Consider the following 23623-nt stretch of genomic DNA (forward strand, 5'->3'; position numbering starts at 1 on the left):
CGGACTCAAGGCCCTCAACAACAACAACACCAACGTTGTCAGCGTGCTCGTGAACAAGAAGATGCGGTATCTCAGACATCAGGGGAAGCTCCATTGACCGTTTGACTGCGCGGCGGAGAGAAACGCCCTTCAGGGAAATGCGTAACCTGCGCTCCGCTCGCCACTACACATAAGGAAAACGCGCATGCCGGTATAGGGTCAACGCCAACCAGCCACGTTTTGCTGCGGCGCATTTCTAAGCCCAGAATTCACCCGCCGGCGGCTACGGTATCGATCTGCTTCTCAATCTCCGCCCGGTAGAGCGCGCGAATGCGCGCCGTCATCGGTCTGCGTCCATCGCCGATCCTTTTGCCATCAATCTCCGAAACAGGTGTCTGAGCACCAAACGTGCCTGTCAAAAACGCCTCTTCCGCCCCATAGGCCTCGAATAACGAAAAATTCTTCTCGAAGACCGGGATCCCGTCGGCCCGACAAAGATCGATCACCGCCTGACGCGTCACGCCGTTCATGCAGTAGTCTCCGGTCGAGGTCCAAACCTCCCCCCGGCGCACGATGAAAAAGTTGCAAGCGTTGGTTGTATTTACGAAGCCATGCGGGTCGAGCATGAGCCCCTCGTCGGCACCGGCTTGTTCTGCCTGTAGACAGGCAATCACGCAATTCAGCTTCGAGTGCGAATTCAGTTTGGCATCCTGCGACATGGGCAAGCCGCGTACTTGCGGGACCGTTGCAAGGCGAATGCCCTGCTCCGCCAAGGTGTCAACGGGCCGTGAATGCTCCATGATGATCACAAGAGTCGGGCCGGAACGAGACAAGGACGGGTGCTGAAAAGGCCGGATCTTCACGCCGCGCGTAAGCATCACGCGAGCATGAACATCGGTATGCATCCCGTTGGCAATACGCGTTTTCTCTAGCTCTTCAACCAAACCGGCACGATCCATGCCGACATCGAGACTGACGGTCTTGCATGCGTCGTAGAAGCGATCGAGATGGGCATCGAGAAAGGCCCACACGCCCTCGTAGAGCCGCAGACCCTCCCACATGCCGTCACCGAGCAAGAAACCCGAGTCGTAAACCGACACGACGGCTTGCTCACGCGGGACGAGCGCGCCGTTTACATTGATCAGGATGGTCTGATTGCGCGCGTCATCGTCGGCTTCATGCGTTGTCGTGGCCATATGAAACCCTTTATCGTCTCCCGATATTGTGCAGGTAAAGCACCGGAAAGTCACGCATTTTGGTGACGCAGCCGCGTTTTATGGTGATGGATGGCCATGCGGACCGGGTCGCTCAATGGGCCGTGTCGGGGTGGATCGGCCAAGCTGTCCAGCAGCGTTGGGCCGGGTTTGCCCTTGCGGTGCCAACTCAGCGAGCGCAGCACCGCGCGTCCCTCATCGGGCAGCGTCGCAGGCGCCTCCGCGCCGCTCAGCGCGCCCCAGATGCGGGTCCAGCACCGCGCGGTCGACCATGGATTGTAGCCGCCTCCGCCGGACACGATCAAGCGAGGAGACAGTGGCCGCAAGGCATGAACGGCAGAAATATGTGCGTTATTCGAGAGACTTAGCCTGGAAAGCGGGTCTTCCAGCAAGGCATCCGCACCGCATTGCAGATAGATCGCGTCCGGACGGAACGCGGCGACATGCGGCACGATCACCTCCCAAAGGATTGCGTCGAATTCGGTATCGTTGAACCCGCGCGGCACGGGGATGTTGATGCTCGATCCACCGGCCGTTTCACCCAGCGCACCCGTGAACGGCCAGCGCTTGTCTTCGTGCACCGAGAGCGTTCGGACCTGGGACGATCCGGCAAAGCCGATCTCGACACCGTCGCCGTGGTGCGCGTCGATATCAACATAAAATACACGCCGTAACCCCATGTTCAAAAGTCGTTTTATCGTGATGACAGGCTCGTTGAGATAGCAGAATCCGGCGGCCCGATCCGGCAAGCCGTGATGGGTGCCGCCACCGGGGTTGTGGACCACACCTCCCTTTGCGACCAGTTCGGCGGCGAGCAGGCCACCCCCAACGGCGGTGGCCGGACGGCGAAACATCTCCGGAAAGATCGGGTTGGATAGCGTGCCCAACCCGTGCCGGTCGCGTGCTTCATCCGGGACCGCCTGCATCGCCTCAGCCTGCATCAATGCAGAAACATAACCCTCTGTGTGAAAAGCATAAAGCGCCTTCGGCTTGGCCCGCGGCGAAGGCCGGTAAAGCCGGTCCGGCAACCACCCCAGAGCGCGGGCCAGATCGGTCGCGGCCGGCACACGCTCAATGGAGAGCGGATGCGTGGCCCCGTAGCGTGAGCCGCGATAGATGCGCCCCCCGATAAAGAGTGCAGACCCTGTGCCGGCGCCCTCCATCACATCCGGCAACCGGCATCAGGACCGGCCAAAACGGGCGACGCACAATCCATGCACATTCCATGCACAAACCATGTGTATCGCAGGTGCAGCATTTGGCGTCGAAGACGCGGAGATCTGCGCTGCAGGGCCAGCATCCCGTCAAGGCAACCACGCCCGCCTCGCGGCCCGCCACAACGCCGTGTGGCGCAGCCGCGCGCGATCCGCAAGACAGGCCGCCCGAGGGGGTCTGCCGTCACCCGCAACCGGTATGCACCCAATCGCCGACGGCTCACCCGGCCTCGGCCTTTTCTTCAAGCGTGAGCCATTCCTCCTCCGCCGCAGACAAGGCCTCCTGCCGCGCGGTGAGTGCCTCGGTGGCTTTTCGGAATTTCACCGGTTCGCGGGTGAACAGATCAGGATCGGCGAGCAGACCTTCGAGCTTGCCGATCTCGGCCTCGAGGCGCTCGATCTCTGCCGGCAGCGCCTCCAGCCGATGCTTTTCGGTGAAGCTCAGCCCCTTTTGCGCCGGCTTCGGCTTGGCCTTGGGCGCGGACGTCTTGTCACGCCCAGTCTCGGAGGTGGACGGCGCACGCCGCGCCGCGCCATTGGCCTGCCGCTGGGCCTGATAATCGCTCCAGCCGCCCGCATAGACCGTGGCGCGCCCGTCGCCTTCCATGGCGATGGTGGTGGTGGCCATCCGGTCCAGAAAGTCGCGGTCGTGGCTGATCAGCATAACGGTCCCGTCATACTCGCCCAGGATGTCCTGCAACAGATCGAGGGTTTCCACGTCAAGGTCGTTGGTCGGCTCGTCGAGCACCAGCAGGTTGCTTTCCCGCGCCATGATCTTGGCGAGCAGCAACCGCGCTTTCTCGCCGCCCGACAGGGAGCGCACCGGCGCGCGGGCCTGACGCTCATCAAACAGGAACTCCTTGAGATAGCCGACCACGTGTTTCGGCTGACCGCGCACCAGCACCTGATCCGCCTTGCCGGAGACGCGCATCTCCTTGTCGCCGGTCAGGCTTTCCCAAAGCGACATGTCGGGATCGAGCTGCGCACGGGACTGGTCAAACAACGCGGGCACAAGATTGGTGCCGAGCGAGACGGTGCCCTGATCCGGTTCGATCTCGCCCATCAGGATGCGGATCAGGGTGGTCTTGCCGACGCCGTTCGGACCGACAAAGGCGATGCGGTCGCCGCGCATGACCTTGAGCGAGAAATCGCGAATGATCGTCTTGTCGCCGAAGGCGTGGCCAACGCCCACCGCCTCGATCACCTTGCGCCCGCTTTTCGGACCGTCCGCAAGCGCCATGGCCGCCGCGCCCTGCCGCGTGATCTGGCTCGCGCGTTCGGCCCGCAGCGCCTTGAGCGCCCGCACGCGGCCCTGGTTGCGGGTGCGGCGCGCCGAGATTCCCTCGACCGCCCATTTCGCCTCGGACTTGATCTTGCGGTCGAGCTTGTGGCGCTGAATGTCTTCTTCTTCCCAGATCTTGTCGCGCCAGTCCTCGAAGGCAGCGAAGCCTTTCTCAAGCCGCCGCACCGCGCCCCGGTCGATCCAGAGGGTGGCGCGGGTCAACTCCGTCAGAAAGCGCCGGTCGTGCGAGATGAGCACAAAACCCGCGCGGGTCGCCTTGAGCTCGTCTTCCAGCCAGCCAATGGCCTCGATATCGAGGTGGTTGGTGGGCTCGTCGAGCAGCATGAGGTCCGGCGCTTCGGCCATCAGCTTGGCCAGCGCGGCGCGGCGCCGCTCGCCGCCTGAAGCGGTGGAGACCGGGCGCGCGGGGTCGAATTTCAGTCCTTCGGAGGCGCGTTCAACCCGGTAAAGCTCGGACGGGGCCAGCGCGGAGGTGGCGAAATCGCCCAGCGTGTCGAAGCCGGTCAGGTCCGGGTCCTGCTCCATGTATCCGACGGACGTGCCGGTGGGCACGGTCACAGCACCCGTGTCGGCCTCGACCAGACCGGCCATGACCTTCATCAGGGTGGATTTGCCAGAGCCGTTGCGGCCCACAAGCGCGACGCGGTCGCCCGGCTGCACGGTGAGGGACAGATCGGCAAAGACAGGGTCGCCGCCAAAGGTCAGCGCGATATCGGTGAGTTGCAGAAGCGGTGTTTGAGCCATGCCTGCCAGCTATGCCGCGCGGCACCAGCGGTCAAGACGCCCATGCGGCGCGCGCGCGGCGAAATTCGCGCGCGGCGCGCCTGCGCCCCCTTTGCAATCCGCGCAGCGATGCCTATATTAGGGATGTCTCGGCAACGGGACTATGGGCATAAACGCGCATGGAATAAGCGGATCGGACCCGGGGGCGGTACCCGGCGGCTCCACCAACACCCCCGTCGTTTGCGGGATATGGGGCCGAAACAGGATCGACGAACGTGTAAAGATGTGGCTTTGTCCCGGTGAGATACCACCGTTATCGGTTCACACAGTACAATTGCAAACGACAATCGTGCTCCGGTTGCACTCGCTGCGTAAGCAGTGGGTAACACCGAAACCTAAGCCCTTGCGCCTAGCCGCGTAAGGCGGGGTTCGCAGGCACCTGGCAACAGAAGCCTGCACTTCCTTCCTCTCTCTCTCTCTCTCTCTGGTTGCTTTCTGGTTCGGTATCGCGCGCGCGCTGGCACGATCGTTGTGCCTTGCCTGATGCGTGGAAAAGCGGCCCCTGCCCGCGACTTGCCACAGATCAAAGACGGCGCGGCAGCGTCTGTCATGGTCGGTATGACCACAACAGGAGAGGAGCACGGAGATGACGGATTGGACCGCCCAGGAACGGTCGCTCAGAGCGCGCAGAGCCGAGTTGATCGGCGACATCCGCAAGATCGAGGATCAGCTGGATGACGAGCCGCCGAAGGATTGGGAAGACCGCGCCTCGGAGCGCCAGGGGGACGAGGTTCTGGAATCGCTCGGGCTGCACGACCAGTCGGAGCTGCGCCAGATCGACGCCGCCCTCGATCGGTTGGCGCAGGGCGCGTATGGCATTTGCGTGCAATGCGGGTCCGACATCTCCGCCGAGCGGCTTGAGGCGTTGCCTGCGACCCCGTTCTGCAAGGGCTGCGCCGCCTGATCGGAGCTCCGCCGGGCAGGCCGCCGGAAGGTGGGCGGGCCGCCGGAAGGTGGGCGCGCCCCGCCCGGCGGGCTTGATCAGCGCTGGATGCCGGATCGGAACGGCATGGCGGATCAGAACAGGATGATGTCGTCGATCACCTGCGACAGCGCGGTGACGCCGTCGATCTGCAGGCTGTTGCCATTGCCGAAATCGAGTGTGAGGGCATCGCCGGACGGGGTCTGGACGGTTTGGGCCAGATCGTTGATCGTGGCCCCTGCCCCAAGCACCGCGATCTCGATGGCGATGCTGTCGAACCCGGGTTGAAAATCGGCGATGCGGTCGGCCCCGTCGCCCGCGAGAAAGGCAAACCTGTCGCGGCCAAGCCCGCCGATCAGCACGTCATCGCCGGCGCCGCCAAACAACCAGTCATCCCCGAAATTGCCCTCCAAGCGGTCCGCGCCACCCCCGCCATACAGCGTGTCGTTCCCCGCTTCACCCTGCAACGTGTCCGCGCCGGTATCGCCGCGCAGCGTGTCGAAATTGATACCGCCCCGCAGGATGTCGTTGCCTGCGCCGCCTTCGAGACTGTCGGCGCCGGAGCGACCGAGCAGCGTGTCGTGGCCTGTCCCGCCGAGCAGCGTGTCGAAGCCGGTGGAGCCATCGAGGCTGTCGGCGCCCTGCCCGCCTTCAAGAAGATCGAAGCCCTGCCCGCCGATCAGCGTGTCGTTGCCTGCCCCGCCCATCAGCAGGTCACGCCCGAAATTGCCGGTCAGGCTGTCCGCGCCCTCATCGCCATGAAGGCTATCCTCGCCATCCGCGCCGCGCAGCGTGTCGGCGGCCAGACCGCCGCGCAATATGTCAAAGCCGATGCCGCCATCAATGCTGTCGAGCCCTGCGCCACCGTCGATCTGATCATTGCCGGACTGGCCGCGCAATTCGTCGTTGTCGTCGCCGCCGTTGAGAATGTCCGAGCCGTAGCCGCCATTGATCGTGTCATTGCCCGCGCCGCCGTCGATTTCGTCGACATAGCCGTCGCGCACCAGAACGTTGATCGAGACACGCCCGACCCCTTCAACATCGAGAAACAGCGTGTCCGCGCCGAGGTTTTCGGCGGCGCTGATCGCGAGTTCGAAGCTGTAGTCGCCCGGGGAGACGTCTTCGAAGCGGTCCGTGAGCAGCGTTGCGTAACCGTAGTCGTCGCTTGTGATCTCCGCGTCGAGATCGAAAGCCTGTGACAGCTCGGTGTCGAGATCTACGGAAAAGACAATGTCAGTATAGTCGAAATCCCCTGCATCCTCGATGCCGATGGAGACGATGTCGGCCTCTTCGTCGACGAAATAGCGCGTCCGGTCCGCACCATCGAAATTGAGATTGGCATAGGCCATATGCACCACGTCCGCATCGCTCAGAACCACGCCATTGTGGATCAGCAGGGGCGGCACCTGATCGGCGGCGTTTGGCGGGCAGCCGGTTTCGGGATTGACGAATTGCAGCGGGCCTTCGAGATCGCCAAAGCGGCGGTTGCCATTGGGAATGAGAAAGAAACCCAGTTCGAACCCGTCTGGAACGACACCGAGGTCACGGGTCTCGCCAATTTCGAGCACGCCGATGCTGGCGTCCTGAAAGATGATGCGTGGGTCCGATATCGTCCCGTCCGGCGCGATCAGATAGCTGCCGAACGTGTTGCGGAAGGCGGCCGTGTCATCGAGAAAGGCCAGCGTGGCCGTAGTTTCGCCATCGCCGCGCAGGTATTGCCGCCCCGCGAGATTGTCGAGATTGTCCACAAGCGTAACGTCAACGGCGATGGTCTGGACCTCGCCGGGCGCGAGAAAGACGTCGATCACGGTCGCGGAGAGCCGGTCGGTCTCGTCGCGCAGCGAGACCCGAGACGGCAAGGCGGGCCGCACCAGCGGAAGGTTTTCCAGATCGCCTTCAATCAGGTCGTGGCCATCGCCGCCCATGATGGTGTCGAAACCGCTCATGCCCCGGATCGTGTCATCGCCGCCGCGCCCGTCGATCACATTGCGCCCGGAATTGCCGAACAGCGCCTCGCCCGCGTCGGTGCCCGCGACCGGCGCGAGCGTGATCGTGCTGGCCCCGAGCCCGTCTCCGAGCGCCGGCAGCAACGGGGTGCCGGGATCCCGCTCCGGCTCCGGCACGCAAACCGGGATGACGACATCCACAGCGCGCGTGGGATCGGCTCTTTCATCGAGCGAGATTTCGGCTCCGATGGTGACAACGGCGCGTTCGGGCGGTTCGGACGGGCTGTCCGCATCGCCCAGCACATCCCAAGCGCGCAGATCCCCGATCACATCGGCGCGGGTGTCTACCGTTCCGTCATCGTAGACGATGGCCTCGATCTGATCGTTGCCGCCGTCTTCGAGCGCGTGCACGAAGGTGCTCAGCGATCCGTCCAGCGTGTTGCGAATGATCAGCGTCGTGGGGTCGATCTCGGAATACACATACTCCACCTGATTGCGCGCAAGGCCGGTGATCACGATCTGGTCAAACTCTCCGGCGAGGCCGAGATCCTGCACCGTGATCGATTGCGAAAAGGGGGTGATCACGTAGCTGTCCTGCCCGATCCCGCCGGTCAGGATGTCATTGCCCGCCCCGCCCGAGAGCACGTCGTCGCCCGCCCCGCCCAACAGCCGGTCGTTCATCGCGCCGCCGGTGATCGTGTCGTCGCCCGCCAATCCGTGCGCAATCTGCACCGTGTCGCCAAGCGTCATCACATCATCGCCCGTTGTTCCGACGCTGGCGCCGTTGAGCCGCCAATCGCTGCGCGCGCCCGATCCGGTGCCTGAATTGGCGTCACCAAGACCGGGTGCGTCGGGGTCCGTGAGATCCACCTCGCTCAGCCGCGCGGATACCTCCGCGAATTGTGCAGGGGCGGCGGCATAGGCGATCTTGTTGGTGGTGTTGAGATCGTCGCGCCAATCGGGTGCGAAACTGATGACACACTCCTCGATCCGGGCATTGATCGTGTTGAGAAAATCACTCAGGACCAGTCCGCCGGCGAGGCTGTCGATGGCGGTCAGCGCGCGTGCATACCCGGCCGATGTCGTGCCCGGCCGCGCGACGGTATCCACGAATTCCAGAACCGTTTCCGACAAGTCGAGAAAAAAGGCATCCGAGAAATCGCCGGAAAAATCACCCGGCGCGAGCTGGATGCGCGCATATTGCGTCCAGTCGACCTCGTCCGCGGTCAGCCGCTCGCTATCGCCGGGCAGGATGTTTTGCAACTGCGTGAGATTATAGGAGTTCCAGTATACGATCGCGCAGGCGATACGGTAAGCGCCGGTGACGGCGTCGTTTATGTCTGGTCCGGGCATGAAGCGTCTTTCGTCTGAAATTTGCGCATGGACCGCGATAATGATGCGGTGACGATGCAATGGGTGATAATCAAGGGACGCCCCAAGGGGCCTAAACTCCTGTCAGGCTAAACGGCAGGGATTTACCGCGTCAACGTGTTTTGCGCCCATCCGGTGGGGTGCGCGGCGATGGCGCTGCGCCCGAACGCCAAGGGTTTCTTAAGACCTCCGTGCAAAAGCTTTTGTGGGGTTTTTGTTGAGGAACGGATTTCATGAAACAGCAAGATCAGTTCGGGTCCCTGTATCGCCCGATGGACGATGCCGAGAACCGGATCATCTACGGCGCGCGGGAAATTGCCTCCGATTTCGGCGATTTGCTCGACCGGCTGGAAGACAGCCGGGAGAAGGATCTCGCTTTGACCCGGCTTGAAGAAGCGGTGATGTGGCTGACCAAGCACGTGGTGCGCCATGGGGCGCCTGCGGATTGACGCCGCGGGTGTCCCCCGCGCGGTGACAGGAGCCCCGGCCTGTGACCCGCGGCAACACGCCGGAGGACGCGACAGGTGCATTTCACGCTTGACCCTTTGCGTGGATCGCGCACCTTGCAGGGATGATCCGTTATCTTTGCGCAGTCGTTCTCTCATGCCAGATGTCAGCCGCCGCGGCGTGCCAGACCGCCCTGATGCTTGCGATGGACGTGTCGAACTCCGTCGATCCGAGCGAATACCGGCTTCAGATCGACGGGCTGGCCGCGGCGCTGGCCGATCCCGAGATTGCCGAGATCCTCGTGCGCGACGACGTGATGTTGTCGGTCGTGCAATGGTCCGGTGAGGACCGGCAAGAGCTGAGCATCCCCTGGACACAGATGCGGTCCGGCTTGCACGTCGCGGAATTTGCGGCGCGGGTGCGGGTGCTTGAGCGGGCTTTCGTGCTGTCGGAAACCGCTCCCGCCGAGGCGTTGCGCTTTGCGTTGCGGCAGTTCCGCGATGTGCCGCACTGTGCGCGGCACGTGATCGACATGTCTGGCGACGGCACACCGAACGCGGGCGGCGAAGTGAGCCGCATCCGGCGGCAGGCCGAGCGCGCGGGCGTCACGGTGAACGGGCTGGCGATCGAGGGGATCGGGGTCGCCATCACCAATTTCTATGGCCGTCAGGTCATCACCCGCGACGGCTTTGTGATGACAGCGCGGGGGCATCGTGACTACGCCCGCGCGATCCGGGCCAAGATCCTGCGGGAGATCTCGCGCGTGATGGGGCGGTTGGAGCGGCCGGCGCCCTGCCCGCGCGCCTGCGCCGCGCCGACGGCCGCGCCATCATGACACGGTGGCCGCTCTTTGGTCGACGGCGTGCAGGGCGCCAATCCGACGGGAAAGCGCGATGAGCCGCGCGAAGGACACCTCGCGCCGCGCCGTCATGACACGGTGGCCGCTCTTTGGTCGACGGCGTGCAAGGTGCCAATCCGATGGGAAAGCGCGATGAGCCGCGCGCAGCGCATCCCGCGCCACGCCCTGAGCGCGCGGACGGGGTCGACGAAACACCGCGATCGACCCAATGGCTGAGGTCCCAATTGGCGCGCTGTGGCGCAGTTTCGCGCGAATCGGGCTCCTGTCCTTCGGTGGTCCCGCCGCCCAGATCGCCCTGATGCACCGCGTGCTGGTCGAGGAGCGCCGCTGGCTCGATGAGGCTTCGTTTCTGCGGGCGCTGAGCTTTTGCATGCTGCTGCCCGGCCCGGAAGCGATGCAGCTCGCCACCTATGCCGGCTGGCGATTGCGCGGCGTTACCGGCGGGATCATCGCCGGTGGCCTGTTCGTGCTGCCGGGCGCGCTGGTGATGGGTGCGCTCGCGCTGGCCTACGCGATGCTTGGCACCGCGCCGGACATGCAGGCGGCCTTGACCGGAATCAAGGCCGCGGTGATCGCGATCGTCGCGCAAGCGGTGTGGCGGCTGTCGCAAAAAGCCCTGAGCGATGGCGCGGAGCAGGCGCTGGCCGCAGCCGCCTTTGTCGCGCTTTTTGTCTTTGGCGCGCCCTTCCCGCTGGTGATCCTCGCCGCGGCCGGGACCGGCTGGTGGCGCGCCCGTGCCAGCCTGCCCGCAGAGCACCCCGCCCCGATATCCGTCCGAAGACCATGGCGCGCGGTGATTTGGCTGGTGCTGTGGCTCGCGCCGATCCCGATCCTCTTTGCCCTCGGGCAGGACCTGCTCGCGCAGATCGCGGTGTTTTTCGCCAAACTCGCCGCGCTGAGTTTTGGCGGCGCTTACGCGCTTCTGGCGTGGATGACCCAAGAGGCCGTGACGGCCCAGGGATGGCTGACCGCCGAGCAGATGGTCGACGCGCTGGGGCTTGCGGAAACCACACCCGGTCCGCTGATCCTCGTCACGCAATTCGTGGCCATGCTGGCCGGTTTCGGCGCGGGCGGCACGGGCCTTGCCCTGCTGGCCGGAGCGATCACGCTCTGGATGACGTTTGTGCCCTGTTTCGTGCTCGTCTTTGCGGGCGCCCCCTTCATCGAGACGCTGCTGCACCGGCCCCGGATCGCGGCGGCGCTGAAGGCGATCACGGCAGCGGTTGTCGGGGTGATCGCCAGCCTGTCGCTCTGGTTTGCAATCCACGTCCTGTTTGCCGCGACAACCCCGATGCAGTTCGGCGCGATCACGCTGGACAGGCCCGTCTGGGGATCGCTGTCCTGGGGCGTTCTGGGGTTGGTGATTCTGGGCGCGGGGCTTCTCGGACCGCTGCGACGCGGGGTTGTGTTCACCCTGTTGACACTGGCGGCGACAGCATGGCTGGCGGGGCGCCTCGGTTTGCTGCCTTAGCGGAAATCGCCCCTTTCACTTGGCGGCAATTGCAATATGCTTGACCGCAGCAAACCCGGGGGGCGGCACCATGTCATCGGACATCGACTATGGAAAACTCATGCACCACGCCATGCGCGGGCTGATCCAGACCGTGCTGGAAGGGGTCGCCCAGAATGGCCTGCCCGGGGAGCATCACTTCTTCATCACCTTTGACACGGCCCACCCGGACGCGGAGCTGGCAGACTGGCTCTCGGACCGCTATCCGGGCGAGATGACCGTGGTCATGCAGCACTGGTTCGATGATCTCGACGTGACGGATGAGGGCTTTGCCGTCACCCTGAATTTCGGCGACGCGCCCGAGCGGCTCTATATCCCCTACGATTCGATCAAAACCTTTGTCGATCCCTCCGTTGAGTTTGGTCTGCGCTTCGAAAGCCAGGACGAAGACGAAGAGGACCTGTCCGACAACGACGCGGACAGCGATGACAGCATCGCGCCGGCCCGGCCCGCCGAGACCGCGCACAAACCCGCGGCACAGAGCGGGGATGCCGAGGTGGTGAGCCTCGATCAGTTCCGAAAATAAGCCGCGCATCGCCGCGGCACCGCCGATGGTGTGGGCATGGCCGAAAAACCGATCAACCTGAACCAATACCGCAAAGCCCGCGCCCGCGACGAGACGCGCAAGAAAGCCGACGAGAACGCGGCACGCTTTGGCCGCAGCAAGGCGGAAAAGGCGCTCGAACAGGCCCGCGCCGAAAAAGCCCGGCGCGATCTCGACGGCCACGAACAGGAATGAGCGGTCGGCCCGTAAAACGATCGTTGACGTTGCGCGGGCATCGCACCTCTGTCTCGCTCGAGGACGCGTTCTGGACCGCCTTCCGCACCATTGCCGCCGCAGAGGGCAAGCCGATCAACGCGCTGGCCTCCGAAATCGACGAAACCCGCGATCCGATGGTGGGACTGGCCTCGTCGATCCGCGTCTTCATACTCGGCCGCCTTCAGGCCGAACTTGAAGACCTTCGCAAAAGCTCCTGATTTTATGTGATATCCCGAGGCTAAACGGGAAACACGAAGCAGCGATCCCGCCGGACGGTCAACCAGAGCGGCGTGCCGGGCTTGGGCAGGAATACATTCGGCACGGTGGCTTTGAGCGTTTGCTGATCATGGTCCATGCTGAACTCGATCAGGCTTTCGGACCCCATGAAGCGCGCGCGCTGCACCGTGCCACGCGCCGGCGTGCCCGCAATCGCGGTAGGGTTTGGGCCGCGCCCGCCGCGATCAAAATCGATGCTGACATGCTGCGGGCGAAACACGATTTCCACCTCGCCCCCATCCGGCACCCCGGGGGCAAGAAACTGCCCGAAGGGGGTATCCGTCAGCGCGCCGCGCACTGTGCCCCGCAAAACATTGATATCACTGAAAAAGGATACCGCAGCCTTGTCGGCAGGCGCATTGTAGATGTTGTAGGGCGCGCCGCGTTGAACGATCTTTCCGTCACGCATCAAGGCGATTTCATCGGCCATGCGCATCGCCTCTTCGGGTTCATGCGTGACCAGCAGCACCGACGCGCCTTCTTCTTTGAGCAGATCGAGCGTGTCATCGCGGATCCCGTCCCGCAGCCGGTTGTCGAGCCCGGAAAAAGGCTCATCCATAAGCATGACCTTGGGCTTGGGCGCTACCGCGCGCGCGAGCGCCACGCGCTGTTGCTCACCCCCCGACAGTTGATGCGGGTATTCGTCGATGTAATGCGCCAGCCCGACCCGATCGAGCAGCGCCCGGCTGCGGTCATATTTTTCGGCGCGCGTGCCACGCAGGCCGAAAGCAACGTTTTCGCCAACTGAAAGATGGGGAAAGAGGGCAAAATCCTGAAACATCAGGCCGATCGAGCGGCGTTCCGGCGGCACCCGCGTTTGGGTGTCGCAAATCAGCGCACCATCGAGATGGATCGTGCCGGAATCCTGCATGTCCACACCGGCGATGATGCGCAGGGTCGTGGATTTGCCACAGCCCGACGGCCCCAGAAGACAGGTGACATGCCCCGGCTGGATGCTGAGCGAGACATCATCGACCACCGCCTTGCCGTCGTAGCGCCGAATCAGATTGCGGATTTCCAATCGCGGGGGAGACGACACGCTCAAGCCCTTGCCTTTTCGACTATCCGACCGTTTGCGTCGGGTTTGCACGGAGGTAGCAGGCCGCCCCGCGCGCTGCAACCCTCGACCGGGTTTTGTGCGCGCCTCCCGCTCACGGTGCAACCGCCTTTGCGAGGCGCGGGAGCCGGGCTTTCTTGAGCAGGGCGCGCATCGTCCAGTCATCCCCTGACAGGGTTTGCGCATCCGCCAGGACACTCTGACATATGCTGTCAATTGTGTCAGGATTGTCCAGCCAGAACCCGTATAGGAGCGCATCGGGATCACAGCGCGTCAGCCCCTCCTCGGCGAGGATATGACGCGGAAAGTCCTTTGCGTTCAGCGTGATGATCGTATCGGCATGACCAGCCACGGCGGCGGCCAGCACGTGGACGTCATGGCTGTCCGGGAGCCAGAGGCGGCTTTCCAGCGATGGTGGCCAGGTGACAACCGCCTTGGGGTGCTGCGCCTGAACGAGGGCGATTTCCGCGCGGGCCTGCGCTTCGCCCAGCGGGCCGATCTTGCGGGCGGCGCGGGCCCATTCCTCGAGAATCCGCACTGACCAGAGCGGGGTGAACAACCCCTGCCCGGCCGCGCCCAGCAGCACCGCGCGCATCACCGACGGATAGAGCACGCAGGTGTCGAGCAGGAGCTTCACAGCCGGAAGAACAGCGCTTTGAGATAACCGGATTCGGCAAGCTGGGGCATCAGCGGATGGTCCGCCCCCGCCTGTCCGGTGTGGATCAGCTGCGCCCGGCGTCCGGCCCGCCCGATGCCGCGCAGGCACGCGCCGGTGAAGCTCGCCAGATCCGCCGCGTGAGAACAGGAGCACAGCACCAGATACCCGTCTTCCGCGACGCGGGGCGCCGCAAGCCGGGCGACCCGTTCATAGGCGCGCAAGCCCTTCTCAAGCGCGGGTTTGGCGGGCGCGAAGGCGGGTGGGTCGCAGATCACGAGGTCGAATTGCGCCGCGTCCTCGTGCAGCGCTTCCAGCACGTCGAAGGCATCGCCGCGCCGGGCGGTGAAGCGGTCTTGCGCCCCCATGCGGCGCGCGCCCTCTTCGGCCAGCGCCAGCGCGGGCGCGGAGCCATCGACACAGAGCGCGTTGGCGGCGCCGTTGGCGAGAGCCGCGAGCGCAAAGCCGCCCACATGGCTGAAGACGTCCAGCACACGGGCACCGGGCGCCAGACGGGCGGCAAAGGCATGGTTGTCGCGCTGGTCATAAAACAGGCCGGTCTTCTGCCCGCCGGTGAGATCGGCCATGTAGATGGCCTCGTTCATCCCAACCGGAACGGGCGCGTCAGGCGCCGCGCCGCGCAGGACGGCATCGGCCTCATCGAGCCCTTCGAGAGCGCGGCCCCGCCCGGAGGCGTTCTTGAGCACGGTGGTGACACCGGTGACCGCCACAAGCGCCTCCACCAGCGGCGTTTCGAGCCGGTCGAGCCAGGCGGCGTTGGGCTGGAGCACGCAGGTGTCGCCAAACCGGTCGACCACCAGCCCCGGCAGACCGTCCGCTTCGGCATGAACGAGACGATAATACGGCGCATCATAGAGCCGCTCCCGCAGCGACAGGGCCTTGGAGAGCCGCGCCGCGAACCAGTCCGCGTCGATGCGCGCCGCGCTGTCGGCGTCGAGCATGCGCGCCGTGATGCGCGAATTGGGGTTCACGCCCACAAGGCCAAGCGGCTGCCGCTCGGCGTCTTCGAGCACGGCAAGCGTGCCGGGGGCCAGTTTCTTGGTCCGCCGGTCCAGCACCAGTTCGTTGTCAAAGACCCAAGGCGCGCCGCGCCGGATGGCACGGACATTGGCTTTGGGCTTCAGGCGGATCGCGGGCCGCGCGTCGGCGGTGTCATGCTCTGTCATGGCCCCGCTTTAGCGTGCCCGGCCCCGGGTGGAAAGCACCGGCTGATCGCCGTCGCGGACCGGGGCGCCCGCCCCCGCCATGGCACCGGCGCCCGGCAAGCCCATCGCGCCTCCCCCGACCGGCGGCACCGCGCGCGGTGGCTGCGTCGCCGATTGTGCCGGCCCCTGCCCGGCGCCACGCTCGACACGCCCGCCTGACGCGTTACCGCGCCCCTGCCTTGTCGCGCCGAGACGCACCCGGTTTACCACGCCTTACCCCCTTTACTGTTAGCGCTAACTACGGTAGAGCACGGCCAAACACGGGCGCGACCGCTGCGCGCCGGTTTATGATCACGCTTAGCTGGGAGGACCCCATGGCCGGGACCGGATCCATGAACGATACGATTGCCAAGGTGACTGCACGGATCGAGGCGCGCTCCGCCGAACGTCGCGCGACCTATCTCGACCGCATGCGCCGCGCCGCGGAGGAAGGCCCGCGCCGGGCGCATCTCAGCTGTGGCAACCAGGCCCATGCCTATGCCGCGATGGGTGGGGACAAGGACAGCCTTGCAGGCCACCGCGCGCCCAATATCGGGATCGTGACCGCCTATAACGACATGCTTTCGGCGCATCAGCCCTTTGAAAAATACCCCGACATCATCCGCGCCGCCGCGCGGAACGCGGGCGGCACGGCACAGGTCGCGGGCGGGGTTCCGGCCATGTGCGACGGTGTGACCCAGGGCCAGGTCGGCATGGAACTGTCGCTGTTCTCGCGCGATGTGATCGCGCTGGCGGCCGGGGTTGGCCTCAGCCACAACACCTTTGACAGCGCGCTGTATCTTGGCGTGTGTGACAAGATCGTGCCCGGGCTGGTGATCGCGGCGGCCACCTTCGGCTACATTCCCGGCCTGTTCGTGCCCGCCGGACCAATGGTGTCTGGCCTGCCCAATGACGAGAAGGCGAAGGTGCGCCAGCAATTCGCCGCCGGAGAAGTCGGCCGGGACAAGCTGATGGAGGCCGAGATGGCCTCGTATCACAGCCCCGGCACCTGCACCTTCTATGGCACCGCCAATTCCAACCAGATGCTGATGGAGTTCATGGGGCTGCACCTGCCGGGTGCGAGCTTTGTCAATCCCGGCACCCCGCTGCGCGAGGCGCTGACCACGGCGGCCGCGACACGGGCTCTGGAGATCACGGCGCTTGGCAATGATTACCGCCCGGTTTGCGACATCCTCGACGCCAAGGCCTTTGTGAACGGCATCGTCGGCCTGATGGCGACGGGGGGCTCGACCAACCTCGTGCTGCACCTGCCGGCGATGGCGCGCGCGGCGGGGATCGACCTCGCGCTGGAGGATTTCGACGACATCTCCTCGGTGACGCCGCTGATGGCGAAGGTCTATCCCAACGGGCTTGCGGATGTGAACCACTTCCACGCCGCGGGCGGCCTGCAATACATGATCGGCGAGTTGCTGGAGGCCGGGCTTCTGCATGACGATGTGACGACGGTGGGCGGCGACGGGTTGGCGCGCTATGCGCTGGAGCCGAAGCTCAAGAACGGCGAAGTCGTCTATGAGGATGCGCCGCGCAAATCCGAGAACGAGAAGATCCTGCGCCCGGCCACGAACCCGTTCCAGCCGACGGGCGGCTTGCGCCAGTTGCACGGCAATCTGGGTCACGGGATGATGAAAACCTCGGCGGTGGATCCGTCGCGCCACGTGATCGAGGCCCCGGCCCGCGTGTTCCACGATCAGGAAGACGTGAAAACCGCCTTCAAGGCGGGCGAGTTCACCTCCGATACGGTGATCGTTGTGCGGTTCCAGGGCCCCAAATCCAACGGCATGCCCGAGTTGCACTCGCTCACGCCGACGCTGGCGGTGCTTCAGGATCGCGGTCTCAAGGTGGCGCTGGTCACCGATGGGCGCATGTCCGGCGCGTCCGGCAAGGTGCCGTCGGCGATCCACGTCTGTCCGGAAGCCGCGGATGGCGGGCCACTGGCGCGTGTGCGCGACGGTGATATGGTGCGTGTCGATGCAAAGGCCGGCACGATTGCCTGTCTTGCAGAAGATTTCGATGCCCGCAGCCCGGTGACGGCGGACCTGTCCGGCAATGGGCATGGGGTTGGTCGTGAACTCTTCGCGGCGTTCCGCGCCAATGTCGGGCTGGCCTCGTCAGGCGCGGGTGTCGTCGTATGACCCGCCAGAGCGCCCGCCGCACCGGAGACATGCCAGACTTCGCTTTCAGACAAATGGAGCCCCGCCCATGATGACCCCCGACATTGCCAGCCAGGAGAGCGAAAAGCTCTGTCGGCTTGCCCCTGTGATCCCGGTTCTGGTGATCGATGACGTCTCGCTGGCCCGCCCGCTGGCCGAAGCGCTTGTGGCCGGTGGATTGCCGGTGCTGGAGGTGACCTTGCGCACCCCGGAAGCACTCGACGCGATTTCCGAGATGGCCAAGGTCGAAGGCGGCATCGTTGGGGCGGGCACCTTGCTGACGCCGCAGGACGTGAGCCGTGCAGTGGACGCGGGCGCGCGGTTCGGCGTGTCGCCGGGCGCGACCGACCACCTGCTGGACGCCTGCGAGGGCGCCGACCTGCCGCTCCTGCCTGGTGCTGCGACCGCGTCGGAGGCGATGCGGTTGCTGGAGCGCGGCTACACGGTGCAGAAGTTCTTTCCGGCTGAAGCCAATGGCGGCGCACCGGCCCTGAAGGCCATCGGCGCCCCGATCCCGCAGGTGCGATTCTGCCCGACGGGCGGTGTATCGCTGAGCAATGCGCCGGTCTATCTCGGCCTGCCCAACACGCTCTGTGTCGGCGGCAGCTGGGTCGCCCCCAAGGACAAAATGGCGGCGGGCGATTGGGCCGGCATCGAAGCGCTGGCCCGCGAGGCGGCGGCGCTTCCGGTGACGCGCTAAGTCCGCCAAAGGCGGGCAAGGCCGGTCTCCCCGGGCCGCGGGGTCCGGGGATTTTGGAGCGGGCCTTTTGCGCGCTGGCCTCAGCCCTCGGGGCGCTCGCGACTGCGCCATCCACCGCGGCGTTTCGGGTGCGACGCCGCGGCCTGCCCGTCGCGCAGCACCTTGCTCATGGGATGATCGGGCAGGTCGTACCGCGCAAGCAACGGGGTGATCAGCGCGCGGCTATCGGTGCCGTCGGGCAGCGACAGCGCCCAGTCGAGGAAAATCGAGCGGCATTCGCCTTCGGTGATCCCCTCGATGCGGTAAGCCTCCCGGATCAGGCCCTTGGGGTCAGTCTCATCGCCCTTGATCATGCTGCGTCTCCAGTTGACGGAAGCACCGCGTCGAGCACCTCTGCGGCCGCGGCGGCGGTGTTTTCCAATGTTGACTCAAGCTCCGCAATCCCCCCGGCGCCGGTCGCCCGGCACAGAAACGCGCACCCGCCAGCCCCCAGCGTTTCGGGGTCGAGCGGCCCTTCGCTGACCAGCCGTGCGGCGAGATGCAGCGTGGAAAAGAGGCGATCCGCGGCGATCACGGCCTCTTTCTGGCCGACATCCAGCCAATCGGCGGCACGCAGCGCGCGGCGGGTCTGCCGGAGCGGACGGCCGGAGATCAGCGCCGCGGCCTGTCCGAGCAATTCGACCTCCTGAAGGCGCCCTGCCCCGAGCTTGGCCTCCCACGGCCCACCACGGCCCTTGGCACCGGCAATGCGGGCCCGCATATCCGCCACTGCCGCCAGCACCTCTGCGGCCGCGCGCGGCTCCGACAGGAGCTCGGCGCGGAACGCCTCCACATCGGCCCCCAGCGCCGCGGGCCCCGCCACGACCCGGGCGCGGGTCAAGGCGAGATGCTCCCAGACCCAGGCTTCTTCGCGCTGATAGGCCTGGAACGCGGCCCAGGAGGTGGCCACCGGCCCCTGATTGCCGGAGGGGCGCAAGCGCATGTCGACCTCGTAGAGCCGCCCCTCAGCCATCGGCGCGGTCATGGCGGTGACCAGCGCCTGCGTGAGGCGCGCGTAATAGGTGCGCGCAGGCAAAGGGCGGCGCCCGTCTGAAGTTTCCACCCCGTCGGCGTCGTAGATCACGATCACGTCGAGATCCGACCGGGTGTTGAGCCGCCGAACCCCGAGCGATCCCATGCCGACCACCACGGCGCCACGGCCCGGCGGTGCGCCGTGCTTGCGCCCGAATTCGCGTTGCACCACCGGCCAGAGCGCCGCGAGTGTGGCTTCGGCGAGATCGGCATAGGCGGCGCCGGCCTCCTCGGCGTCGATCAGACCGCGCAGGAAATGCACGCCGACGCGGAAATGCCATTCCTTGCCCCAGCGGCGGGCGCGGTCGAGCTGACGTTCGTAATCGCTCTCGTGGTCCAGCGCATCGGCCAGATCGCGGCGCAGCCGGTCGCGCCCGGGCCAGGGCGCAAAGAAATCCCCGCCGATCACCGCGTCGAACACCTGCGCATTCCGCGCAAGGTATTTCGCAAGGTCCGGCGAGGTGGCGGTGATATCGACCAGCAGGTCGATCAACTGCGGATTGGCATGAAACAGCGAAAAGAGCTGCACCCCGGCGGGCAGCCCGGCGAGAAAGCTGTCAAAGGCCATCAGCGCCTCGTCGGGCTTTGCGGCGCGCGCCAGTTTGGACAGGATGACGGGGCGCAGACGGTTGAACAGCGCCTGCGCCCGATCCGAGCGCAGCGCCGCGTAGCTGGGCCAGCGCGCGGGGATATCGCTGTTGCGCAGACTGTCGGGCAGGTCGTCCCCGGTGGCGGTGCCTTCGGGCGCAAGAGCGTCCTTTCCGGCGCGTTTCACGCCCCCGTCCGGCGCGAAGAACCCTTCCGTCAGGTGATGCACGTCCTCCAGTCGCTCCTTGAGCCCGGCGCGCAGGGACGCCACATCCGTCGCCATGAGACAGGCCAGCCGCTCGAACCCGGCGGCGCTTTTGGGCAGCGCATGCGTCTGGGCATCGCCGACCATCTGGACCCGGTGCTCCACGAGACGGTGGGCGCGGTAATGGGCCGCGAGCCGGTCGGCCACGTCGCGCGGCACCCAGCCGCCGCCCGCAAGCGCGTCGAGACCGGGCACCGTGCCACGCGCACGCAACCCCGGATCGCGCCCGCCGGCAATGAGCTGGCGGGTCTGGGTAAAGAACTCGATCTCGCGGATGCCGCCGCGCCCGAGTTTCATGTCGTGGCCCGGCAGGTCGATCGGCCCGTGATAGCCCTTGGCGTCGCGGATCCGGAGGCGCATGTCATGGGCATCCTGAATCGCGGCGAAGTCGAGATGCTTGCGCCAGACGAACGGGGTGAGACTGTCGAGGAACCGCGTCCCGGCGGCGATGTCCCCGGCGGCGGGCCGGGCCTTGATATAGGCGGCGCGCTCCCATGTGCGTCCGAGGCTTTCGTAGTAGCGTTCTGCCGCCTCCATCGCCATGCAGACCGGGGTGACCGCCGGATCGGGCCGCAGGCGCAGGTCGGTGCGGAACACATAGCCGTCGCCGGTCAGATCGCTGAGGGTGGCGGCCATGGTGCGGGTGGCCCGGACAAAGGCGCTGCGGGCCTCGTGGAAGGCGTCGCGGTCGAAGCGGCTTTCGTCAAACAGGCAGATCAGGTCGATATCGGAGGAGTAGTTCAACTCCCCGGCTCCCATCTTGCCCATGGCCAGCACCACCATGCCGGCGGCGCTGTCGAGATCGTCGGGCGTGGCACCGGGGATCTTGCCGCGCCGGATCTCGCGGGCGATGGCGCCGCGCAGCGCCTGATCGGTGGCGTTGTCGGCGAAATGGGTGAGATGGCCGGTCACGGTTTCCAGCGGCCAGATCCCGGCCAGATCGCACAGCGCGGTGATCAGCGCCACCCGCCGCTTGGCCTGACGCAGGGCAACGGGCAGGTCTTCGGCCTCCGCAAGACCCGGGACAATCGCGGCGAAGGCGGCATCGGGATCGTCGCTGGCCGCTTCGAGCCAGGCGCTTTCCTTGGTGATGAGCGACTTGAGATAGGGGCTCGACCCGCCGACCCCTTCAAGAAGGTCGGCCAGCGGCCCATCGGCCCAGGGGGCGGCGGCGCGCGTTTCGAGGCCGAGTTCGGGCTCATGGGCGCGGGGCATGCGGGTGATGCGGTCTGCAAGCGTCATGTGCGGAGATGGCCAGAACTTCCGGCCAAGCGCAATCCCGTCTTGCCTTGAGGACCGGGCCGGTGCAGGACTTTGGCCCATGAGCAAGAGTATGAACCGTGTGAAATCCGCCCTGATCGCGGCCGGTCTCGACCCGCAAATCGAGGACGTGGGAGACGCGCGCACCGCGGCGGATGCCGCGCGAAGCGTCGGCTGTGCGCTGGACCAGATTGCCAAGTCGATGATCTTTGGCACCGAAACCACCGGCGACGCGGTGCTTTTGCTCACCGCAGGCGGCAGACAGGTCGACCCTGTCAGGGCGGCTGGCGTGGTGGGTGAGACGCTGATCCGCGCGGATGCGGCGCTTGTGCGGGCGCAGACCGGTTTTGCCATTGGCGGCGTGTCTCCGGTTGGTCATCTCACGCCGGTCCGCGCGTGGATCGACCCGAGGCTGCTGGACTTCGACCGGGTCTGGGCGGCGGCGGGCACGCCACGTCACGTGTTCGGGATTGACCCGCTTCGGTTGCAGGCGCTGACCGGGGCGCAGGCGGCGGATTTCGCTGTTTGAGGCGCGGCGAGGCGCTGTTCGGCGTGGTCATGCGGCTGTTGAGTGGCCCGCAAGTTCCAATATTTATCCAGCTCTGTCAGAGCGTTACGCGAAAAATGTAAAAAACCTTCACATAGCGTCTTGAACTGAGGTCACGCAATGCTGATCTGTTGTAATGTGAAACGCATTCACATCCAACCGAAACCGATCAGACAAAGAAAGTGACCCCCATGAGTTTCGCCACCGATACCGCAACATACGACACGTCCGGCCCGGCGCGTCAGTCCTGGTTCGCCCGCAGCGAAGCCTGGCTCGATCAGCGCGGAAAAGGCGCATGGATCGCCGCCATGGTGTTGGGATTTGTCTTCTTCTGGCCGGTCGGTCTGGCCCTTCTTGCCTACATGATCTGGAGTAAACGCATGTTTTCGAAATCCTGCAGCAGCCGTCACAACCGGTCCTTCCGCCACGCGGCCATGACCACGATGCGGCCCAGCGGCAACAACGCCTTTGACGCCTACAAGGCCGAGACGCTGCGCCGCCTTCAGGATGAGCAGGACGCGTTCGAGGCTTTCCTCCAGCGTCTGCGGGAAGCCAAGGACAAGGCCGAGTTCGACCAGTTCATGGATGACCAGGATCGCCGCCGCGCAGAGGCCGCAAAGGATGCCTCGCGCACGGATGGCGACGGCCAGGCCGCCTGACCGATCTGGGCTGCAGGCGTGGCCCATGATACACAGGGTCCGAGCCACGGTTCGGATCGAGACCACCGCGGCCCCGGCACCGGGGCCGCAGAGACGAGACACCCCCCCCCTATCCCGCTCAGGCGGACAAGCAACGAGAGGCCCCCATGACGTCCGGCGCAAACATTTTTTCCCACCTGCCCGATCCCGAGCGCCAGCACGGCTTTTACGATGGCGTGATCATCAAGCGCGGCCTCGCCTGGGTCGTGGATTTCGTCGTCATCATGGCTCTGGTCATCCCGGTGCTGGTGATGACCGCTTTCATCGGGGTCTTTTTCCTGCCCTTCCTGTTCTTTGTGGTCGGCTTCTTTTATCGCTGGATGACGCTGTCCTCCGGATCGGCCACATGGGGCATGCGCCTGATGGCAATCGAGCTGCGCAACCTCGACGGTCACCGCCTCGACGGGCAGCAGGCTTTTCTGCACACGTTGGGATATACGGTGCTGATGTCGACCTTTCTCCTGCAGCTTGTGTCCATCGGGTTCATGTTCACCAACCCGCGCGGCCAGAACCTCGTGGACATGTTTCTTGGCACCGTGGCGCTGAACCGCCGCGCATGAATAATGGGGCGCTGAATCGCCGCGCCTAGTGGAAGGGGCGCTGAACCGCCGCGCATGAAGGACGGGGCGCTGAGCCGCCCCCCCCCCAACAGGGGCAAAGCGCCCAAGCGCCGCCGGCATCAAACAGCGCACGCGCCCATCACGCAGGATCCGCGTTGCGGCTCGCACTGAAAGCGCGATCGCATCCAGAGACCGGTCCGAAAACCGCCAGCCCGTCAGGACGGGCCCCTCCCCAACCGATCGCCCCGGAGCACCCGCTCCG

General features: G+C 65.6%; 21 protein-coding genes and 1 other RNA gene. 13 read left to right on the plus strand and 9 right to left on the minus strand.

Going from position 1 to position 23623, the window contains the following annotated elements; translation table 11 throughout:
• Positions 1–248 precede the first annotated feature (248 nt).
• The 3 genes from J1C49_RS17830 to J1C49_RS17840 all read right to left on the minus strand — a co-directional run bounded on the left by J1C49_RS17830 (position 249) and on the right by J1C49_RS17840 (position 4454).
• On the minus strand, positions 249–1175 hold the full coding sequence (locus J1C49_RS17830; protein WP_227447197.1) for an aminotransferase class IV: 927 nt from the start codon (positions 1173–1175) through the stop codon (positions 249–251).
• A gap of 50 nt (positions 1176–1225) precedes the next feature.
• Entirely contained in the window at positions 1226–2356 is a 1131-nt protein-coding gene (locus tag J1C49_RS17835; RefSeq protein ID WP_227447238.1) for an acetoin utilization protein AcuC, read from the minus strand.
• A gap of 271 nt (positions 2357–2627) precedes the next feature.
• Complete coding sequence (locus tag J1C49_RS17840) at positions 2628–4454, minus strand: ABC-F family ATP-binding cassette domain-containing protein (RefSeq protein ID WP_227447198.1); 1827 nt, start codon at positions 4452–4454, stop codon at positions 2628–2630.
• Between the two features lie 86 nt (positions 4455–4540).
• Between J1C49_RS17840 and ssrA the strand changes: the two genes are divergently transcribed.
• Together ssrA and J1C49_RS17850 are read left to right on the plus strand one after the other, a co-directional pair.
• Positions 4541–4893, plus strand: a transfer-messenger RNA (tmRNA) gene (gene ssrA / locus J1C49_RS17845).
• 186 nt (positions 4894–5079) lie between these two features.
• Complete coding sequence (locus J1C49_RS17850) at positions 5080–5397, plus strand: TraR/DksA C4-type zinc finger protein (RefSeq protein WP_227447199.1); 318 nt, start codon at positions 5080–5082, stop codon at positions 5395–5397.
• Between the two features lie 113 nt (positions 5398–5510).
• Here the strand turns inward: J1C49_RS17850 and J1C49_RS17855 are convergent, their stop codons facing one another.
• Complete coding sequence (locus J1C49_RS17855) at positions 5511–8714, minus strand: calcium-binding protein (RefSeq protein ID WP_227447200.1); 3204 nt, start codon at positions 8712–8714, stop codon at positions 5511–5513.
• 251 nt (positions 8715–8965) lie between these two features.
• On the opposite strand from J1C49_RS17855, the gene J1C49_RS17860 reads away from it, so the two are divergent.
• From J1C49_RS17860 to J1C49_RS17885, 6 genes are all read left to right on the plus strand, one after another.
• Positions 8966–9181, plus strand: coding sequence for a hypothetical protein (locus tag J1C49_RS17860; protein WP_227447201.1), 216 nt, complete (start codon positions 8966–8968; stop codon positions 9179–9181).
• 122 nt (positions 9182–9303) lie between these two features.
• Entirely contained in the window at positions 9304–10014 is a 711-nt protein-coding gene (locus J1C49_RS17865; RefSeq protein ID WP_227447202.1) for a DUF1194 domain-containing protein, read from the plus strand.
• Positions 10015–10246: 232 nt separating this feature from the next.
• Complete coding sequence (chrA, locus tag J1C49_RS17870; protein WP_227447203.1) at positions 10247–11509, plus strand: chromate efflux transporter; 1263 nt, start codon at positions 10247–10249, stop codon at positions 11507–11509.
• A 70-nt stretch (positions 11510–11579) separates the two neighbouring features.
• Positions 11580–12074, plus strand: coding sequence for an SspB family protein (locus J1C49_RS17875; protein WP_227447204.1), 495 nt, complete (start codon positions 11580–11582; stop codon positions 12072–12074).
• A 36-nt stretch (positions 12075–12110) separates the two neighbouring features.
• Positions 12111–12287: a DUF4169 family protein gene (locus J1C49_RS17880; RefSeq protein WP_227447205.1), complete on the plus strand. Its 177-nt coding sequence runs from the start codon at positions 12111–12113 to the stop codon at positions 12285–12287.
• Complete coding sequence (locus J1C49_RS17885) at positions 12284–12526, plus strand: ribbon-helix-helix domain-containing protein (protein WP_227447206.1); 243 nt, start codon at positions 12284–12286, stop codon at positions 12524–12526. The genes J1C49_RS17880 and J1C49_RS17885 overlap by 4 nt, the downstream gene beginning before the upstream one ends.
• A gap of 20 nt (positions 12527–12546) precedes the next feature.
• Here the strand turns inward: J1C49_RS17885 and J1C49_RS17890 are convergent, their stop codons facing one another.
• The 3 genes from J1C49_RS17890 to J1C49_RS17900 all read right to left on the minus strand — a co-directional run bounded on the left by J1C49_RS17890 (position 12547) and on the right by J1C49_RS17900 (position 15483).
• Complete coding sequence (locus tag J1C49_RS17890) at positions 12547–13623, minus strand: ABC transporter ATP-binding protein (protein ID WP_227447207.1); 1077 nt, start codon at positions 13621–13623, stop codon at positions 12547–12549.
• A 112-nt stretch (positions 13624–13735) separates the two neighbouring features.
• Complete coding sequence (locus tag J1C49_RS17895) at positions 13736–14278, minus strand: RSP_2648 family PIN domain-containing protein (protein WP_227447208.1); 543 nt, start codon at positions 14276–14278, stop codon at positions 13736–13738.
• On the minus strand, positions 14275–15483 hold the full coding sequence (locus J1C49_RS17900) for an RSP_2647 family RNA methyltransferase (protein ID WP_227447209.1): 1209 nt from the start codon (positions 15481–15483) through the stop codon (positions 14275–14277). Before J1C49_RS17900 ends, J1C49_RS17895 begins: the two co-directional genes overlap by 4 nt.
• Positions 15484–15836: 353 nt before the next feature.
• On the opposite strand from J1C49_RS17900, the gene edd reads away from it, so the two are divergent.
• The gene (edd, locus tag J1C49_RS17905) at positions 15837–17654 is read left to right on the plus strand and encodes a phosphogluconate dehydratase (protein ID WP_227447210.1); all 1818 of its coding nucleotides are present in this window, start codon (positions 15837–15839) and stop codon (positions 17652–17654) included.
• A 70-nt stretch (positions 17655–17724) separates the two neighbouring features.
• Positions 17725–18372, plus strand: coding sequence for a bifunctional 4-hydroxy-2-oxoglutarate aldolase/2-dehydro-3-deoxy-phosphogluconate aldolase (gene eda / locus J1C49_RS17910; protein WP_227447239.1), 648 nt, complete (start codon positions 17725–17727; stop codon positions 18370–18372).
• An 80-nt stretch (positions 18373–18452) separates the two neighbouring features.
• Here the strand turns inward: eda and J1C49_RS17915 are convergent, their stop codons facing one another.
• Positions 18453–18725, minus strand: coding sequence for a hypothetical protein (locus J1C49_RS17915; protein WP_227447211.1), 273 nt, complete (start codon positions 18723–18725; stop codon positions 18453–18455).
• The gene (locus tag J1C49_RS17920) at positions 18722–21538 is read right to left on the minus strand and encodes a bifunctional [glutamine synthetase] adenylyltransferase/[glutamine synthetase]-adenylyl-L-tyrosine phosphorylase (RefSeq protein WP_227447212.1); all 2817 of its coding nucleotides are present in this window, start codon (positions 21536–21538) and stop codon (positions 18722–18724) included. The genes J1C49_RS17915 and J1C49_RS17920 overlap by 4 nt, the downstream gene beginning before the upstream one ends.
• A 79-nt stretch (positions 21539–21617) precedes the next feature.
• On the opposite strand from J1C49_RS17920, the gene J1C49_RS17925 reads away from it, so the two are divergent.
• The 3 genes from J1C49_RS17925 to J1C49_RS17935 all read left to right on the plus strand — a co-directional run bounded on the left by J1C49_RS17925 (position 21618) and on the right by J1C49_RS17935 (position 23361).
• A complete protein-coding gene (locus J1C49_RS17925) occupies positions 21618–22085 on the plus strand; it encodes a YbaK/EbsC family protein (RefSeq protein ID WP_227447213.1) in 468 nt (155 codons plus the stop codon).
• 209 nt (positions 22086–22294) lie between these two features.
• Entirely contained in the window at positions 22295–22762 is a 468-nt protein-coding gene (locus J1C49_RS17930; protein ID WP_227447214.1) for a DUF2852 domain-containing protein, read from the plus strand.
• Positions 22763–22908: 146 nt separating this feature from the next.
• Entirely contained in the window at positions 22909–23361 is a 453-nt protein-coding gene (locus tag J1C49_RS17935) for an RDD family protein (RefSeq protein WP_227447215.1), read from the plus strand.
• Positions 23362–23623 lie beyond the last annotated feature (262 nt).

Origin of the sequence: Cognatishimia sp. F0-27 (genome assembly GCF_020667845.1) — a bacterium.
Lineage (GTDB): Bacteria > Pseudomonadota > Alphaproteobacteria > Rhodobacterales > Rhodobacteraceae > JAFMPQ01.

Bases quoted from the DNA above. Each gene is read 5' to 3' on its own strand.
- J1C49_RS17830 (WP_227447197.1), bottom strand. From the start codon at position 1,175: ATGGCCACGACAACGCATGAAGCCGACGATGACGCGCGCAATCAGACC.
- J1C49_RS17835 (WP_227447238.1), bottom strand. From the start codon at position 2,356: ATGGAGGGCGCCGGCACAGGGTCTGCACTCTTTATCGGGGGGCGCATC.
- J1C49_RS17840 (WP_227447198.1), bottom strand. From the start codon at position 4,454: ATGGCTCAAACACCGCTTCTGCAACTCACCGATATCGCGCTGACCTTT.
- J1C49_RS17850 (WP_227447199.1), top strand. From the start codon at position 5,080: ATGACGGATTGGACCGCCCAGGAACGGTCGCTCAGAGCGCGCAGAGCC.
- J1C49_RS17855 (WP_227447200.1), bottom strand. From the start codon at position 8,714: ATGCCCGGACCAGACATAAACGACGCCGTCACCGGCGCTTACCGTATC.
- J1C49_RS17860 (WP_227447201.1), top strand. From the start codon at position 8,966: ATGAAACAGCAAGATCAGTTCGGGTCCCTGTATCGCCCGATGGACGAT.
- J1C49_RS17865 (WP_227447202.1), top strand. From the start codon at position 9,304: ATGATCCGTTATCTTTGCGCAGTCGTTCTCTCATGCCAGATGTCAGCC.
- chrA (WP_227447203.1), top strand. From the start codon at position 10,247: ATGGCTGAGGTCCCAATTGGCGCGCTGTGGCGCAGTTTCGCGCGAATC.
- J1C49_RS17875 (WP_227447204.1), top strand. From the start codon at position 11,580: ATGTCATCGGACATCGACTATGGAAAACTCATGCACCACGCCATGCGC.
- J1C49_RS17880 (WP_227447205.1), top strand. From the start codon at position 12,111: ATGGCCGAAAAACCGATCAACCTGAACCAATACCGCAAAGCCCGCGCC.
- J1C49_RS17885 (WP_227447206.1), top strand. From the start codon at position 12,284: ATGAGCGGTCGGCCCGTAAAACGATCGTTGACGTTGCGCGGGCATCGC.
- J1C49_RS17900 (WP_227447209.1), bottom strand. From the start codon at position 15,483: ATGACAGAGCATGACACCGCCGACGCGCGGCCCGCGATCCGCCTGAAG.
- edd (WP_227447210.1), top strand. From the start codon at position 15,837: ATGGCCGGGACCGGATCCATGAACGATACGATTGCCAAGGTGACTGCA.
- eda (WP_227447239.1), top strand. From the start codon at position 17,725: ATGACCCCCGACATTGCCAGCCAGGAGAGCGAAAAGCTCTGTCGGCTT.
- J1C49_RS17915 (WP_227447211.1), bottom strand. From the start codon at position 18,725: ATGATCAAGGGCGATGAGACTGACCCCAAGGGCCTGATCCGGGAGGCT.
- J1C49_RS17920 (WP_227447212.1), bottom strand. From the start codon at position 21,538: ATGACGCTTGCAGACCGCATCACCCGCATGCCCCGCGCCCATGAGCCC.
- J1C49_RS17925 (WP_227447213.1), top strand. From the start codon at position 21,618: ATGAGCAAGAGTATGAACCGTGTGAAATCCGCCCTGATCGCGGCCGGT.
- J1C49_RS17930 (WP_227447214.1), top strand. From the start codon at position 22,295: ATGAGTTTCGCCACCGATACCGCAACATACGACACGTCCGGCCCGGCG.
- J1C49_RS17935 (WP_227447215.1), top strand. From the start codon at position 22,909: ATGACGTCCGGCGCAAACATTTTTTCCCACCTGCCCGATCCCGAGCGC.